The organism is Shewanella sp. Arc9-LZ (assembly GCF_010092445.1).
Lineage (GTDB): Bacteria > Pseudomonadota > Gammaproteobacteria > Enterobacterales > Shewanellaceae > Shewanella.
The window spans coordinates 4682320-4698259 of record NZ_CP048031.1; the positions used below are offsets into that span (position 1 = coordinate 4682320).

14 protein-coding genes are annotated in these 15940 nt (G+C 42.1%); 7 read left to right on the plus strand and 7 right to left on the minus strand.

The window, feature by feature from the left end:
* Positions 1 to 64 precede the first annotated feature (64 nt).
* The 5 genes from GUY17_RS20080 to GUY17_RS20100 form a co-directional block, all read right to left on the minus strand.
* Positions 65 to 1366, minus strand: a complete 1302-nt coding sequence (locus GUY17_RS20080; protein ID WP_162024129.1) for an anaerobic C4-dicarboxylate transporter — start codon at positions 1364 to 1366, stop codon at positions 65 to 67.
* A 291-nt stretch (positions 1367 to 1657) separates the two neighbouring features.
* Positions 1658 to 2785, minus strand: coding sequence for a hypothetical protein (locus GUY17_RS20085; protein ID WP_162024130.1), 1128 nt, complete (start codon positions 2783 to 2785; stop codon positions 1658 to 1660).
* Between the two features lie 40 nt (positions 2786 to 2825).
* Positions 2826 to 4070 carry a hypothetical protein gene (locus GUY17_RS20090; RefSeq protein WP_162024131.1) on the minus strand — a complete coding sequence of 415 codons (1245 nt, stop codon included), beginning with the start codon at positions 4068 to 4070 and terminating at the stop codon, positions 2826 to 2828.
* A gap of 308 nt (positions 4071 to 4378) precedes the next feature.
* Complete coding sequence (locus GUY17_RS20095; protein ID WP_011639305.1) at positions 4379 to 4732, minus strand: cytochrome c3 family protein; 354 nt, start codon at positions 4730 to 4732, stop codon at positions 4379 to 4381.
* A gap of 28 nt (positions 4733 to 4760) precedes the next feature.
* Positions 4761 to 6281, minus strand: a complete 1521-nt coding sequence (locus GUY17_RS20100; RefSeq protein ID WP_162024132.1) for a flavocytochrome c — start codon at positions 6279 to 6281, stop codon at positions 4761 to 4763.
* Positions 6282 to 6612: 331 nt separating this feature from the next.
* Between GUY17_RS20100 and GUY17_RS20105 the strand changes: the two genes are divergently transcribed.
* From GUY17_RS20105 to GUY17_RS20130, 6 genes are all read left to right on the plus strand, one after another.
* Positions 6613 to 7470, plus strand: coding sequence for a hypothetical protein (locus GUY17_RS20105; protein WP_162024133.1), 858 nt, complete (start codon positions 6613 to 6615; stop codon positions 7468 to 7470).
* Entirely contained in the window at positions 7467 to 8099 is a 633-nt protein-coding gene (locus tag GUY17_RS20110; protein WP_162024134.1) for a type 1 glutamine amidotransferase, read from the plus strand. Before GUY17_RS20105 ends, GUY17_RS20110 begins: the two co-directional genes overlap by 4 nt.
* 275 nt (positions 8100 to 8374) lie before the next feature.
* Positions 8375 to 9184, plus strand: coding sequence for a hypothetical protein (locus GUY17_RS20115; protein ID WP_162024135.1), 810 nt, complete (start codon positions 8375 to 8377; stop codon positions 9182 to 9184).
* A 25-nt stretch (positions 9185 to 9209) separates the two neighbouring features.
* Positions 9210 to 9968, plus strand: a complete 759-nt coding sequence (locus tag GUY17_RS20120) for a hypothetical protein (RefSeq protein WP_162024136.1) — start codon at positions 9210 to 9212, stop codon at positions 9966 to 9968.
* Between the two features lie 43 nt (positions 9969 to 10011).
* Positions 10012 to 10689 carry a response regulator transcription factor gene (locus GUY17_RS20125; RefSeq protein ID WP_162024137.1) on the plus strand — a complete coding sequence of 226 codons (678 nt, stop codon included), beginning with the start codon at positions 10012 to 10014 and terminating at the stop codon, positions 10687 to 10689.
* On the plus strand, positions 10653 to 11993 hold the full coding sequence (locus GUY17_RS20130) for a HAMP domain-containing sensor histidine kinase (RefSeq protein ID WP_162024138.1): 1341 nt from the start codon (positions 10653 to 10655) through the stop codon (positions 11991 to 11993). The genes GUY17_RS20125 and GUY17_RS20130 overlap by 37 nt, the downstream gene beginning before the upstream one ends.
* Before the next feature lie 76 nt (positions 11994 to 12069).
* On the opposite strand, the gene GUY17_RS20135 is transcribed toward GUY17_RS20130, so the two are convergent.
* A complete protein-coding gene (locus GUY17_RS20135) occupies positions 12070 to 13605 on the minus strand; it encodes a DUF3612 domain-containing protein (protein ID WP_101088576.1) in 1536 nt (511 codons plus the stop codon).
* A 153-nt stretch (positions 13606 to 13758) separates the two neighbouring features.
* Between GUY17_RS20135 and GUY17_RS20140 the strand changes: the two genes are divergently transcribed.
* Positions 13759 to 14271: a malate synthase gene (locus tag GUY17_RS20140; RefSeq protein WP_254439840.1), complete on the plus strand. Its 513-nt coding sequence runs from the start codon at positions 13759 to 13761 to the stop codon at positions 14269 to 14271.
* A 148-nt stretch (positions 14272 to 14419) separates the two neighbouring features.
* Here the strand turns inward: GUY17_RS20140 and ccoG are convergent, their stop codons facing one another.
* The gene (gene ccoG / locus GUY17_RS20145) at positions 14420 to 15883 is read right to left on the minus strand and encodes a cytochrome c oxidase accessory protein CcoG (protein ID WP_162024140.1); all 1464 of its coding nucleotides are present in this window, start codon (positions 15881 to 15883) and stop codon (positions 14420 to 14422) included.
* Positions 15884 to 15940 lie beyond the last annotated feature (57 nt).

Here is a 15940-nt window from a genome sequence, read left to right on the forward strand (position 1 = left end):
CTCTGCCTGCTCTACTATCTACATACCTACATACCTACATATCTACTATCGTTTCCACTATGCCTTACAGCATTAGGCTGCCAAACAGAAAGGCCAATAACACGCTCGATGTAATTGTCACCACGCCAGGAATCAAAAATGGGTGGTTAAAAACCGCCTTGCCAATCCGCGTTGAGCCTGTGTCATCCATCTCTACGGCAGCCAACAACGTTGGGTAAGTAGGTAATACAAATAACGCGCTCACCGCTGCAAATGAGGCTATCGCCGTTAATGGACTCACTCCAATCGCCAATGCAGCAGGCATTAACGCTTTAGTGGTTGCCCCTTGTGAATACAACAACATTGAGGCAAAAAATAACGCTACCGATAACAGCCAAGGCTGACTTTGAAGTAAGGTTCCTGCAACGTTTTTAATTTCGTCAATATGATTAGACACAAAAGTGTCACCCAACCAGGCTACACCCAGCACACAAATACACGCCGACATGCCAGACTTAAATGTTGATGCGTTAGAAATTTTACTGGCATCTAAACGGCAAAACCACGTTATTGCTGCTGCGGCAGAGAGCATAAACAACATAATAGCCACATCGCGCGACAGCACAGGGTTAACAATTAAGCCGACCTTGTCAGAAATGGCGGTGGCATAAGACATTACCGCCACTATCGCAATTAAGAATATACCTACCGATCGCTTAGCACCCGGTAATAACGTCACTTGAGTTTCACCACGAGTTTTCACCAATCCGCTGGCTAAACGCTGCTGATAAATAGGATCTTGTGCTAGCGGCTTACCAAGTATCGACGCAACTGCAGCACCGATTAAACAAGCAATAAGCGTCGATGGAATACACACAGCCAACAACACTAAATAATCCACCCCAAACGGCTCTAAAATACCCGAGAAAAATACCACAGCAGCAGAAATGGGTGATGCTGTAATGGCCACTTGTGAGGCGACAACCGCTATAGATAACGGCCGAGATGGACGAATACCTTGCTCTTTAGCCACCTCGGCAATCACAGGCAGCGTCGAAAATGCTGTATGACCAGTTCCGGCAAATAAGGTCATAGTGTAAGTCACTATTGGTGCTAAAAAAGTAATGTGTTTCGGGTGCTTACGCAGCAATTTTTCTGCAATAGACACCAAATAGTCCATGCCACCCGCTTCTTGCATCGTAGCGATGGCAGTGATCACCGACATAATAATCAGCATCACATCGATTGGGATAGCACCTGGCGTTAACCCTAATCCAACAGTAAGAATTAATACCCCTACACCTCCAGCAAAACCTATCCCTATGCTGCCCATTCTTGCGCCGAGGTAAATCGCCCCAAGCACAATAATTATTTCTAATATCATCATAGTGTTAACTCTATTTAAAACCTAAATGTCTTGAATGAAATAGCAGGGATTACTGCTTTAGAGATCGTGATAGTACTCTGTTGAGATTTTACGAATGTAGACGTGGATCAATTAACGCTACGCAAAGGCATAAGATGTGTTTTATCAGCAGCTTTATTAACCATTTTGTTGTTACAGGTGTCATAAAAGCCAGCGGTTACTCCAAGTTGAAATAGAAAAATGCCAATCAATGATTGGCATTTAAAAGGAGTTAAAAGTGAAACGTAACTATCTAACGATTAAAACCAGCGATTAGAAATAGTAACCAAAATTGATATTAATACGATGATCCCAGCTGTCGCCGATTTCAGGTAAGCCAACATGGCCATTATCACGCGTAGAGGCATACATATTTTTACCCATAATAAAATCAATCATGGTGTATGTTGGTCCTGAAGACAGGGCAACACCTGTGACATTTTGATAGCTGTTGTCATAGTCTTCATTGTCAACATCGGGGGTTACCACGCCGAAGTCATTATAGATTTTTGCACTGCCCCAGCTGGTAGTGATCGTTTTAGCAATGTTTATGCTATAAGCTTGCGCTTTAGACGCAATTTCGTACTGCCAATCGTAAGCCGATACCGCAAGCTTGTTATCGTCTAACGCATCAGCAGCATTGTACTCATATTGCATTACCTGTAACTGCAGCGCCCAACCTTTATAACTGCTGTCGAGATGTAACGCGACGGCATATCGGTCACCATTATTGCCAGTATTACTATTATAAATCTGCCCTACCTCGACCGAAGCACCCACCACGGTTTTACCGCCTTCATACTCCATCGCATAGGTTTGGCGTAAATTTAATTGGTTGGTTTCTTCATTGTAATAGTCAGTGCCGTTGACTTGGCCAGAATATAAGTCTGTTGAATATCGTTCATTACGACTGGCACCATATTCAGCGCCTTTATAAAACGCAAACTCAGTTCCCCAACCATTATTTGAATAAACCGTTTTAATACCTGCATCATAATCATCTTCAAAACCTAAATAATACGGTACGCCAAACCAAAAACTATTTGAAATAAAACCCGGGTTACCAAATGGTACTTGATTTATACCAAATTGAATTTGCAATTGTTCTGAGTAATCATAAAAGGCATAACCATAACGTAGTGCTTCCCATCCATCATAAAAACGATATTCAGATGATAACCCCCAGTTATCTAATTTACCGTTGAATTTAACGGATGCCATCTCAAAGGTTAAATCACCTGATTTATCTTTAGAACTATCACTATATTGCTTATATGAATAATTAGCTCTTAAGGTACCGGATACGTTAATTTCATCTTCAACATCTTGTGCTGTAGAGTAAAAAGACACCATGCATAGCGATACTAAAGTAGATAATAAAGATAACTTTAATAATTTCATTTTATTGTATTTCCCAATTCGATAATTAATAACTTGGCCGTTACCATTTGATTTTTGTTAAGTCACATTGAATAACTTCATCTTTATGAGCAGGTGTACCGGGGTTTTTAGCTGACTCACAAAGCAATGTGGTGCCATAGTCATTACGCTTGTCGTTGGCATTACTTCTTGCCCAAACAGACACGATAGCGCGCTCTTCTGGCTTAGCTTCGCAGCTGCCATCGACTTCAAAGGCATGGATAGTATTTTGATGAAAATACATTAGCGGATCGATATCAGCACTGCTCGACAGCCACATAGTCTGCCCATTGTGTTGACCTGCATCAAACTGAACTTGTCTAACGTTGTCGTCGTCTTTAACGGTGTTAATTAACGGTGAATCTTCACGCACGGCAAAGCTCTTAAACTCATTCGCACACGCAGGCACGCGCATGTTGTAATAAATTTCAGATATTGCATGGTTATGATAGGGATATAAGGTATCGACTGATTGCACTGTCATACCGACTTCTGCACCAACCTTTTCTCCGTTAATTTCGTCTATGCGTAATAGTCCCCAGTGACCAAAAATTTCGGCATAGGCATAACCACCACGAATATTGTTGAAGTTTTTATCATTGCGTTTACTTTCTTCGGCATACATTGGGTACCAACCTGCTGCAGCCCATAAGTTAGGTAATGCGTTGGCACTAATATCTGTTGGGAAAGCTGAGGGCATTTTCACTTCATCGCCCGTTACCATTTTAGTAAAGTTTTTAGTAAACTCTTTGCCGAGTTTACGCACGTCTTTATTAGTGACTTTTGTGTCAAAAAAGGAATCGAATGTTGCACGTTTAAGCCATTTAGCTACTGGGGATTTTTCAGCTAATTGACCACCAGGACTGTAAATCCAATCGACGTCTTGGCGCGCACCAAAACACTTTTTCGCTTTATCTGGATTATTAATAACTTGATAAATGTTTTTAACTAATAGCTTCATGTCTCTGCGATCCATGATGCACATATTCTTACCACCTTCGGTAGAATCGTACATTGCTTGGTCTGAATTTAAACATGGACCATTTTCACTATTGGTTAATGCTACCGCGTAAGATTGTAAATATTGCAGTGTTTCATTCCATAAAATATCGACATATTTTTGATCATTTTTATCGTACTGAGATTCAGCTCCTAAACAAGTGAACTCAGCATTATCGACATCGTTCTTATCTAAAAAACTAGGTATTTCACTCGCCATAGCAGAACTAGATAACAACATCATAACTAACAAGGTATTATATTTCATATCATCCATCTTTCTTTATTATTTAAGACGGATGGATATTACCCTTGGAATTAATTCCAAAAAATTACATTCAACATACTTACAACAAATATAAACAACAAAAATACAATTAATACTTAAAAAGTGATTAAAAAACTGTAGGCGTTCAACCTTAAATTTCTAATAACTTAAAACCTAATAAGTTAAAATCTAAATTAATAATTAATAATGAATAATGAATAATGAAAAAAACAATCACATATAATATAAAAGCCGCATATTAATACATTAATATGCGGCTTTTAAAACTAATATCAATTTAAATTAGTTTACCCTTTATGCTTATCAAACTTAAACGTATGACAATTGCTGCATAATGGTTGTTTGGTTTTATGTTCGCTGTGACACTCTTGGCAAGGTACATCTTTACCATAGTGAAGGTTATTGTGTGGGTTCTGCCACTTGTCTTCTTCACTTCTGGCGGTTTTCTTTGCTAAGTCATCAACATCATGACACTGCAAACAGGACTGATCAGATGGAAACTGCTTGATGCCATTATCATGACAAGTTTTACAGTCTTTACCGATAACCTCTTTATGGTAGTCACGGATCTCTGCTGACTGTACTGATAAGCTGGTTAATCCAAGTAGTACCAGCCCAAGTATAATATTAAAGTTTTTCATTAATGATTCCTCTTGTTCACTGGTCTGGTTAAACGTTCATGAGACTTCTAGCAGCAGTCATGCCCATCACCATACATTCTGGGATAGAGCAACTGCCTAAACGGCTAACGCCATGAATACCACCACACACTTCACCCGCGGCATAAAGACCAGTAATAGACTTACCAGTAAAGCTATCTGTTACTTCGGCTTTGGTATTAACTTTTACACCACCTTGGCAGTAATGCACTTTTGGCCACAAACGAACGACAGTAAATGGCGCTTCGATCATTTTGTTTTTAGCCAACGTCATATCTTTGCCAAACTGCTTATCTTCGCCAGATTTTACATAGCCATTGTATTCAGCGATTTGTGCTTTTAACCCAGCTAGAGGGACACCAAAGTGTGTTGCCAACTCTTCAAGGCTTTCAAACTTCCAACCGACATTGTACTTAATCACTTTTTTGGTATTTGGATGTGCTTTAGAGTCTTTAAAGCTTGAAATCAACAGTGGTGGTACAGGATTACCTTTTTCATCACGGTTGCTTAATTCAGCATCAGCACGTGTTTTACGATCGGCAATTTCATTCATGAAACGCTTACCGGTTGTACGGCTAACAGCAATTGAATGAGGTAAATTGAAAATTGAATAGTTAGACACATAACCAAAGCCACCTTCATCAGGTGAAGCCCAAGGACCTGATTGAATGTGAGCCAAATGCACAGGGATAGCCCCTAAACGGAACATTTCGAACATGCCCTCGCCTGTTGCACCTGGTGCGTTGGTACAACCAACGTCTGCAGTTAAAGTAGGATCTTGAGCCATACGTAAATCAACATTTTGCGCAAAGCCACCGGTAGCCATAATCACACCACGTTTGGCGCGAATATTGAGGACTTTACCAGGCTGGTCTTCGCCAAAGTGATAATTTTGACGCATTTTAACACCAACAACTTCGCCTTTATTACCAACGAGGAATCCTTCAAATTTTGAACGATTGTGGGTGTTTACACCAATACGTTTACACTCTTTGTACAATGGTTGGGTGATACCAGCACCACAACTTACTGAGGTTTGGTAAGTACGTGCAACCGAGTGACCACCTAGTTGTTGTAGGTAAGGATGGTATTCAGAACCCGCATCTAAGGTCATTTGTAACGCTTCAACCGCATGAGATGCGACATGACGCAATAACCCTTCATCGGCAATGCCACGGCCAGACAATAATTGGTCATTAACCATTCTGTCTACCGAGTCTTCAACACCTTCTTTCTTTTGCATCGGCGTGCCTGGTGCGGCAAAAAGCCCACCGTTAATCGCCGAGTTACCACCAAAATAGGACATTTTTTCAAATATATGAACGTCTTTTGCACCATGTTTGGTGGCTTCGATTGCGGCAGCTAACCCCGCAAAACCAGAACCAATAATGACGATTTCAACTTCTTTGTCCCATTTAACACCATCTGCCTTTTCAGACACTGCCATTGCTGGTGCTACCATCGCTGCACCAGCAGCAATACCTAGACCTGCAATAAACTTACGGCGCCCTAATAGATCTATATTGCTCATAGGTTATCACCCCTTTTTATATTATTGACGCTTCATCATATCGATGGAATCAATTCCAAAACGGGAACTATTGTTAATGTTTGGTGAAAATAACAGCGAATATCGACTAATCAATTGTAGGTAGGACTTTCAAGAAAATTACTGCATAGGCTTGCTTTTGGAATTGAATCCAAATTGTGAACCGCCCCGCATAACAGCTGGTTTATTCTTTATTTAATCGATATGATTAACCCATTGAGGACGACCTCAGCCTGACATGCACCTTATTTCATCGACAGGTATTCACATCGGGGACGGCCCCATCTGCCATCTACACAGAAGAGCCGCTAATATGTTACTGAATCGCTATATCACCACACTATTTTCTTCATTATCCATGCGTCGCTTTGACAATGATTTGTATCGGGGTTTACTGGCCATCTTGATGCTACTGCCACTCAGCGCTAATGCGACACAAGTTAATACTCCAACAGATAGTCCGTTAACTGCGCAAGTTCGAGTTGGACTTCACGGCATGCTATTGTTTGGCAGTGAATATGGTTTATTTGCCTCGCATTTACCGATGTTTCACCCCCCACATAATGCCCAAGTCGTGTTGCAGCTAACCTTTGATGATCCTCAAATCAACACAGCGGTAATCAACGGCTTAACGTTATCGGCAGCTAGCGGATATCCGATTTGGACCATAGTGCCGCAACAATTTGACCTATCGATGCTATCTCCCGCTCATCCAAGTCATATTGAACATTTAAACGTTGATATTGTTAAAGGCCATTTTGAACGCGGCGGTGAAATGCAATGGAAGAACCAAGGGCTAACCGTGACTAGGGTGTTAGTATTCAATGAATTAGATACTCAGTTCGAGCAACAAAAAACCAACAATAATACTTACCTTAAGGTTAATAATACCCCTGACGATAAAGTGCAGTTTCTTGTTAAACGCCTGACGACTCGACCCGATGCCGATCATATTGTACGCCTCGATAATGTCGGCAATAGCTTACCCGCAGAAATTGTTATTCCTATTGATACGGCAAACTTATTTAACAATGAAGCCCAACTTCGTGCTGCATTGCCCGACACAACACCTAAAAACACTTCTCTAGTGGCCCCAAACACAAAGCCAAACATCACTCGTCCAATGACTACGGTTTCAAGAGTGTATATAGAGTTGGATGAACTGAAATGATCCACAGAACTATTGCAGTATTTCAGCATCACCCTGCCGAAGGCGTCGGTAGAATGGCACTGTGGGCTAAACAACACAGTATCGAACTTGAGTGTTTTTATGCACCAGAATCTTTGCCCGAAAATCTCGATGCTTACCGAGGATTAATTATTTTAGGTGGGCCGATGAATGTGGTGGATAACCCTGTTTGGATGCAAACCGAGTCAAGATTAATTAAACAGGCATTAACTCAACAAGTCCCTTTATTGGCCATTTGTTTGGGCGCGCAGTTATTGGCAATTGAACTTGGTGGCCAAGTCATTGATATGCCTAATCCTGAACTGGGTTGGCATGAGGTAACCTTTGCTGATGGTACGATAATGGCTGTGCCGCAGTGGCATTATCAAGCCATCAACTTACCTGACAGTATTGTGTCGCTGGCTCGTTCAGCACAGTGTAATGTGCAAATGTATCACCACCAACAGGCTATTGGTTTGCAGTTTCATCCTGAATGGAATTCCGCGCAAATAGGGCAACTCGTCAGTCATTTTGGTGATGAGTGCCCTGTAACTAACACACCGCACACTCACGCTATGCAAGATAATCTCGAACCGTTCTTTTTTAAGCTACTTACTGAGCACTTTTGTTGAAAATTAGGTGTAATCTATAGCGCAATATATGGCGCCTAGAACTGCATAAAAATTATCAATGCGCCGTAATGGTTCACAAAAGTATTTGATGAAAGTACCTCCGTAAGTGCTTAACGAAATGGTTTACCTATATGTATTAGTCTAATAACCAAGCCAAATGCTATCGCTAAAAAATAACCGAAAAAAGTCGCTCTATACTTAGCCCTATGTTTGGGCTAAGTATTGCTCGGCACTATATGACTACAGCATGTTTCACTACTGGATCAGGAGTCCACATGAAACCAATAGTCATAACACCAGTAACCAGCAATACCCCAAATAGTAGCAATGCACCGCAACACGGTTGGCTCAATAAAGTGCCCGAAATAACATTAATTTTTTGGGTCATAAAAATGATGTCAACTACCGTAGGTGAAACCGCAGCAGATTATCTTAGCTTCCATCTTCACGTAGGCATGATTAATACCAGCATCATCATGGGAGTATTTTTACTTTTCGCCTTATGGATACAGCTTAAACAAAGCCAATATCGCCCAGGTGCATATTGGAGTGTTGTGGTGCTTATCAGTATTTTTGGCACCTTAGTCACCGACATTCTCACAGACAAACTCGATGTGCCTCTACCGGTATCGACAGCGGTGTTTAGCGCATTATTAGCGGCAACATTTGCATACTGGTTCAGTAAAGAACGCACCTTATCCATCCACTCCATTGTCACTCTTAAACGTGAGCTATTTTATTGGTTGGCCATTCTATTTACCTTCGCACTTGGTACTGCTGTGGGCGATTGGGTATCGGAAGATATGAATGTAGGTTATGGCATGTCGGCAATCGTATTTGGTGGGTTAATTACGCTGATAAGCTTAGTCTTTTATCGCTTCAAGGCGAATGCCGTATTGTGCTTTTGGCTAGCTTATATATTAACTCGTCCACTGGGTGCATCTATCGGCGACTTACTGTCACAACCCATTCGTAAAGGCGGCCTAGGGTTTGGTACCACCAGCACCAGCATTGTGTTTTTAGTGATTATTATTGCACTTGTGGCATACCTAACCGTTCGCGCCAAACAGCAAAAAAGCCAATAATCTATCAACAAAAGTGAGCATCTATATGAACACACTACAAAAGCAAGCACTGACTAAAGTGCCACAAGTCACCTTAATATTTTGGTTGGTAAAAATACTGGCCACCACCTTAGGCGAAACGGCAGGAGATGCTTTATCGATGTCGCTTAACCTCGGCTACTTAGTTAGCTCAGTTATTTTTATCGGTTTATTCGCGATAGCGGTAGCAATACAAATTCGCAGTAAACAGTATTCTTCGAGTATTTATTGGGCCACCATTATCGCTACAACAACGGCTGGCACAACCATGGCTGATTTTGCCGACCGCTCATTAGGCATAGGTTATACCGGCGGCACATTGTTACTGGTGAGCTTGTTGTGTATGTCATTTTCAATTTGGTACGTCAGTGCAGGTAGCCTGTCTAATCAGTCGATAAACAATACCAAAACCGAATGCTTTTATTGGGTGACGATTTTACTGTCACAAACCTTAGGTACAGCGCTAGGCGACTGGACAGTAGACAGTGCTGGCCTTGGTTATGATGTCAGTGCGTTAATCTTTGGTAGCCTGTTATTAGTGTTATTAGCTGCCTATTTTTGGAGCTCAATATCTCGCACTCTGTTATTTTGGCTAAGCTTTATTTTAACCAGACCTTTAGGTGCCGTAGTGGGTGACTTTTTAGATAAACCCATTAGCCATGGTGGATTAGAATTTAGTCGCTTTAGTGCGTCGGCCGCATTACTCTTTGGTATGGTGTTGTGTTTAATGCTATTTAAACAGCAAGCCGCGACAACACATCATTAATAAAGACTTTTCATTTTATGTCATTATGTCCGATTGAGGTGCTATGCGTATTTTATTAGTAGAAGACGATAAAATGATTGGCGATGCCATGCAAAGCGCCTTAAAAGATGTCGCCTACGCGGTCGATTGGATATGCGACGGCGAAGCGGCTTTACACAGTTTACGTTGCCAGCAATACGATGTGGTGTTGCTCGACCTTGGCTTACCGAAACTGGATGGTTTGCAAGTAATGCAATATATTCGAGCTCAGCATCCCGCACTGGCGGTGATCATTATTACCGCCAGAGACAGCCTAGAAGACCGAGTCAAAGGGCTCGATTTAGGTGCTGATGATTATCTCGTTAAGCCCTTCGATATAACCGAACTACTGGCACGCATTCGTGCAGTAACAAGGCGCAATGCCAACCAACATACATCAGAATTAACCAATAATATTGTTTGGCTAAACCCAGCCACACATGAAGCCAAAACCCTCACTCAAGATAATATTTTACTGTCTAACCGCGAGTTCGCCTTACTGCAAACATTGCTTATTCGACCCGGCTCGATTCATTCAAAAAGTGATTTAGAAGAACGAATTTATGGCTGGGGTGAAGAGGTAGAAAGTAATGCGGTAGAGTTTTTAATTCATTGTTTACGTAAAAAATTAGGTATAGAAACCATAAAAAATGTCAGAGGTGTAGGATGGATGGTGTCGAAAAATGCCCCAGTAACTCGTTAAAAACACGCTTATCTTATTGGATTTCAGCAGCCATTTTGTCTGTTGCGATCATAGCCGCCAGCTTTACCTTTAGCAGTGCCTTTGAAGAAGCCCATGAGCTCCAAGATGATGTATTGCAACAAATGGCCGTGCTGTTTGACCATTACTCGCTTACGCTAAACAACGGAACACTCACCCCGTTAAGCCAAGATCAGTTGGAGTTTCAGGTTTCAGTGCAGTTATTGGGTAGCAACTCAGCAAGTAATGCCTTAGACCAAAATACCCTAGCCTTGCCGAGCAATTTAACCGATGGATTTCATACGGTTAATTTAGCCACCCAATCTTGGCGGGTGTTTGTACGCACCTTGTCATCCACTCAACGTATCGCCATCGCCCAAGATACTGCTATTCGTGACGATATTGCGTTTGAAACCGCGCTGCATACTCTGATGCCATTGTTAGTATTAATTCCGCTTTTACTGTTATTACTGGGGTATATTCTAGGTAAAATTCTTGGCCCGATTAGTATGTTAGCCCACGAAGTTGACCGTCAAACTGAGCACGACCTACAGCTAATTCCCACCACTCAATTGCCGAGTGAAATTGTGCCCTTTGTTGAGGCAATTAATCGTTTACTCAGCAAAAATAGCCAGGTTATTGCTAGCCAAAAGCGTTTTATTGCCGATGCAGCTCATGAATTAAGATCGCCCATAACTGCACTGTCGTTACAGGCACAACGTCTTCAGCAGACAGAGTTAACGGACGATGCGCGCCAAAAGCTTAATGCACTACAAGCCGGAATAGGTCGCAGTATTCACCTACTAGAACAACTATTGTCGATGGCGCGTCAACAAGATAACAGCGTCCAACAACCTCAAAAAATATCATTAAAAATGGTGTTCGTTGAGGTGATTGAAGATCTATACCCACTGGCAGAAGCGAAAGAGATTGATTTGGGCTTTAGCCAAGATAACGACGCCGAACTCAATGCCAATCCCGTTCGTTTAAAAACCTTAATTCACAACCTTATCGACAATGCGATTCGCTATACCCCAAATGGCGGTAAAATTGATTTAAGCATTACTAAAACAGATCAATACATTGAGATGACCATCAAAGACACAGGTCCAGGTATCGCCACAGATGAAGCTCTAAAAGTGTTTGAACCCTTTTATCGAGTCTTGGGCAGTAACGAATATGGCTCAGGGTTGGGACTAGCGATTGTGGCGAGTATTGTGCAGCAAATGGACGCAAAAATTAGCTTAGCGCCAACCGATGCCGTCAATAACTGCGGGCTTTGCATTACAGTGCAATTTGCTCTTTAACAGGATTGAGGTACCGTTTAATAATGCCTGTTTAGCCGCATCAATTTATGCAGATGCGGCATCAACAAAGGTCAAATTAGCCTTGATCTCCCTCGCATAAATTACGCCCTGCGGCATAACAGCTTGGCTGACGTGGGCACACAGCTCCACGCGAACAAATTAGTTGTGCATCTTTTTTAATCCCACGCTCAATCCAGTTAATATTAAGGATTTTTGCCACACTGATGAGATCCTTTTGGATATGTTTGGGGATAATGATTGAGCCGCCGCCCGTTGAGCAAGCTTGTTTTAATTCATGTGCAATCGACTGCGCATCTTTGCCTTGCGCTTCAATCGCCGGATTTAAATCAATACCCGCACATAACACATGCGGATTACCTGCCGAGTCATCAACCTTAATCGATTCACAGCAATAAATACGCGGTTCATTACCGACATTTAAAATCGATATTTGCGCAGACGTGCCTGCGACTGGCTCGTTAATCATTCTAAACACAGCCCAGTGCTGACAAGGATCCTCTACTAGGCGCATGTTACCCCAAGGCAAAGGAATGCCATTACCACGATAAACCGCTTTTAGCTTACCCGGTGCGTAGGCATCAAAGTAATGCCAGTGCGGATAAGGCGACACTACCGTCATGCGGCGCATAGCAACAGACGCTGACACCTGCAGTTGTTTATGCACGCTAATCTCATAGCCATGTCGGTCAAGTAACTGCCGATACGGCACTTTAGGACACAACAAAGCACCCGCAAAAAAGCTTGATTCAAAATCACGCCACGCATGCAAAATATCTTGTGCATTCAAGGTGTTTGACTGAGGGACCAGCGCATCATCAAAGTCATCACGGCGACCAGACATCATCACACTTTTTAAGCCGTCTTTATTGTGCAACACACAATGACCTATGTGCACGGCCAAGTCATATCTCAATCTGCTGGGTCTATTTTTCAGAATATTACTGATATAAATGGTTCCCGGTGGCTCAAAAAATGAGGTAACCAACTGCTTAGAACTCAAGCCCATTTCGTTGATAACTTCTTTAGGAGCACGGTCGATCCATTTAATTTTTAAGCCCATGCCTTTGGCAATATCGATAATATCTTCGGTGGCAAGCGGCATACGTTTTAAGCCGACTTCTTCGGCGGCACGCTCTAAATCAGGAAAATGGTTTTGATGATGCTCTTGGTGCGCGCGGATCAGTAAATGAGCAAATTGGCGGCCACTGGTGCCAGTTTGCGACAACATTTCAGGGATGGCAATTTGCAAAATGTCATTGGAGAACAAAAAACTCGGCTCAAGCGGCATACCACTAATGCCGCCTTTATTGCCTTTTTCAGGCGTAATCGCTTCATCTTCTGGCACATCATCAAGAAACCATTCCACTTCTTTTTGAAAAACCACTGCAATTACCGCCAACATATCAGCGCTTGGAACACGTTTTCCGCGCTCGATCATTGACAAGTATGACACTGACGGCGAGTTACCTGAGTCAACACGCATACAACGAGCAGACAAGTCTTCCATGGTTAAGTTATTGCGTTTACGCAAGTTTCTTATCTTTGTGCCCAAAAAATGGGTCTTTCGCATTAAGCTTTTATCATTTCTCATTTTGTATAATTCACACTGTAAAATTTTTATTGTGAAATTGTTTGTAAAAATAGCATAGACTAAAAATCAAGCTGCGAACAAGGCTTAATGATAAACAATACTGAAAAAGGTTTTGTGACCTACAACAATACGAAGAGGAATAAGGCGATGAATATGTCTACTCAAGCAAGCGCAACAGCCACCCAAAACCTTAACCGCTTCATTGGTGAGCAATTTGTGGCAACGACGAATCAACAGGATCGTACCACGAACGCCAAAGACTTTTTGGATGCACAATTTCCATTAACTGAAGGCTCGCACCAAGATGTCAGCAGCTATGTAGTTTACTACACTCACTTATTGGCATTTTTAAAAGACGGCTCTCAGTGTGGTTTACAAAATCCATGTCAATTTGTGGCATTGACGGGTCACAAAAGTGAACCAACGTCTGTTGTATTAAAGAATAATGATACCCATGTTGAGATTTGTTTCGACCGCCAAGGACAAATGGGTACCACAGACCAGGCTAATATTGAAGACATTCAAGTTGCGATTCCAATTAAGAATTTGCCGACGCCATACAAGCAATGGATTAGCTTAATCCACTCAGGCTGTCAGCCAACTGAAGGCAACTGTAAAGTGTTTACTGCTAAAGATGGTAGCGACTACGCGTTACATCAGCGTTAATGGCTTATCGCGATTACACTGCGAACGTTTAGCAAAAAAGGCTTGTCCCATTAATAATGCGACAAGCCTTTTTGTTACTTAACCATTTTGCTGCGTAGTATCCAATAATGTCGACACGCGTTTATGCCGTCATACTGAGATACTGAGATTATGGCCAAAAGAAGCGTGATGTTTGCGAGATCTCATTAGCAGGTTCCGTTGGCGTTGGATTTTCCAAACTTTGAATTTGGGTCACTTTAAATTGCACTGTTTGTTGCGTGCTATCACTCGTGCGGTTACTCAGGCGGCCACTGAGGGTCAACGGATAATCCAGTTGTTCTGCAGGTTTTATCGCAATCAAGCTGTCGGTGACTATTTGCAATGTTTGCTTTTGGGGATCGTCATTGCTGATACTGATTTGATAAAAAGCCATTTGTTGAGTTTTATTGCGAATTTTAAGTTGATAACTGTTTTCAACCTGATCGATGCCCACTAGACGATACAAGGTTTGGCGGTCGCGGATAACATTGAGCTGTATATGGCTTAAGTGACTTAAATCACTAATAATCAGCACAATCATGATCAGTAATGCACTGGCGTAACCAAGCGATTTTAGCGACAACAGGCTGGCTTTTGGTTGTCCTTTTAAGGCATTTTCGCTGGTAAAGCTGATTAAATTGGGTGCATAGCCAAATTTTTCCATGGTTTGATTACATGCATCAACACAGGCACCGCAGTTAATACATTCGTATTGCAAACCGTTACGAATATCAATCCCAGTGGGGCAAACATCAACACATAAATTACAGTCTACACAGTCACCTAGCTCCGTTTTTTGTGAGCGCTTACGTGGCCCGCGAGATTCCCCTCTATCAGCATCATAGCTCACGGTTTTAGTGTTGGCGTCAAACATCACCGCTTGAAAACGCGAGTAAGGACAGCAATGCAAACACATCATTTCACGCATCCAGCCGGCATTTAAATAAGTGCATATGGCAAAAAACCACACCCAGGTGCCAGTCCAAAAACCACTACTCATGCTAAAAATATCAACATACAACTCGCGTGCAGGCATAAAATAACCAATAAACCCGCAGCCAGTTAGCAAGGCAAACACCATCCACACCGCATGCTTCGTCACTCGTTTACGCACTTTACTCAGTGACCATGGTGCTTTGTCTAATGCCGCTCGATGATGATGATTGCCCTCTACCTTGGCTTCTACCCACATATATATAAAAGTCCACGCGGTTTGCGGACACAAAAAACCACACCAAACTCGGCCCCAGTAAACCGTGACAAAAAACAATGCAAAAGCAGCAGCCATAAAAAACCACGCTAAAACGGTAAAATCTTGTGGCCACAGGGTGATATTGAAGAAAAAGAATTGCTGTTCGGTGACATCAAACAGAATGGCTTGCCGGCCTTGGTAATTGATAAATGGGATCATGAAAAAAATCGCAATCAGTAACGTATTACTGTGCTGACGCAGCCGTTGAAATACACCCTTCTGTTCTCGAACCTGAATTTTTGTCGACGGCGTAGCAATTTGCACCACTGGAATCCGTTGTGAAACGGCAGCTTTATCAACTGGCACAGTCGCTGCCGGAGTTTGAGATGATGATTTGGGCATAAATGTATTCCTATAACACAATATTGCCCTGTTATAGCAAAGACTAAGCCAACTTAG

Bases quoted from the DNA above. Each gene is read 5' to 3' on its own strand.
- GUY17_RS20080 (WP_162024129.1), bottom strand. From the start codon at position 1,366: ATGATGATATTAGAAATAATTATTGTGCTTGGGGCGATTTACCTCGGC.
- GUY17_RS20085 (WP_162024130.1), bottom strand. From the start codon at position 2,785: ATGAAATTATTAAAGTTATCTTTATTATCTACTTTAGTATCGCTATGC.
- GUY17_RS20090 (WP_162024131.1), bottom strand. From the start codon at position 4,070: ATGAAATATAATACCTTGTTAGTTATGATGTTGTTATCTAGTTCTGCT.
- GUY17_RS20095 (WP_011639305.1), bottom strand. From the start codon at position 4,732: ATGAAAAACTTTAATATTATACTTGGGCTGGTACTACTTGGATTAACC.
- GUY17_RS20100 (WP_162024132.1), bottom strand. From the start codon at position 6,281: ATGAGCAATATAGATCTATTAGGGCGCCGTAAGTTTATTGCAGGTCTA.
- GUY17_RS20105 (WP_162024133.1), top strand. From the start codon at position 6,613: ATGTTACTGAATCGCTATATCACCACACTATTTTCTTCATTATCCATG.
- GUY17_RS20110 (WP_162024134.1), top strand. From the start codon at position 7,467: ATGATCCACAGAACTATTGCAGTATTTCAGCATCACCCTGCCGAAGGC.
- GUY17_RS20115 (WP_162024135.1), top strand. From the start codon at position 8,375: ATGAAACCAATAGTCATAACACCAGTAACCAGCAATACCCCAAATAGT.
- GUY17_RS20120 (WP_162024136.1), top strand. From the start codon at position 9,210: ATGAACACACTACAAAAGCAAGCACTGACTAAAGTGCCACAAGTCACC.
- GUY17_RS20125 (WP_162024137.1), top strand. From the start codon at position 10,012: ATGCGTATTTTATTAGTAGAAGACGATAAAATGATTGGCGATGCCATG.
- GUY17_RS20130 (WP_162024138.1), top strand. From the start codon at position 10,653: ATGGATGGTGTCGAAAAATGCCCCAGTAACTCGTTAAAAACACGCTTA.
- GUY17_RS20135 (WP_101088576.1), bottom strand. From the start codon at position 13,605: ATGAGAAATGATAAAAGCTTAATGCGAAAGACCCATTTTTTGGGCACA.
- GUY17_RS20140 (WP_254439840.1), top strand. From the start codon at position 13,759: ATGTCTACTCAAGCAAGCGCAACAGCCACCCAAAACCTTAACCGCTTC.
- ccoG (WP_162024140.1), bottom strand. From the start codon at position 15,883: ATGCCCAAATCATCATCTCAAACTCCGGCAGCGACTGTGCCAGTTGAT.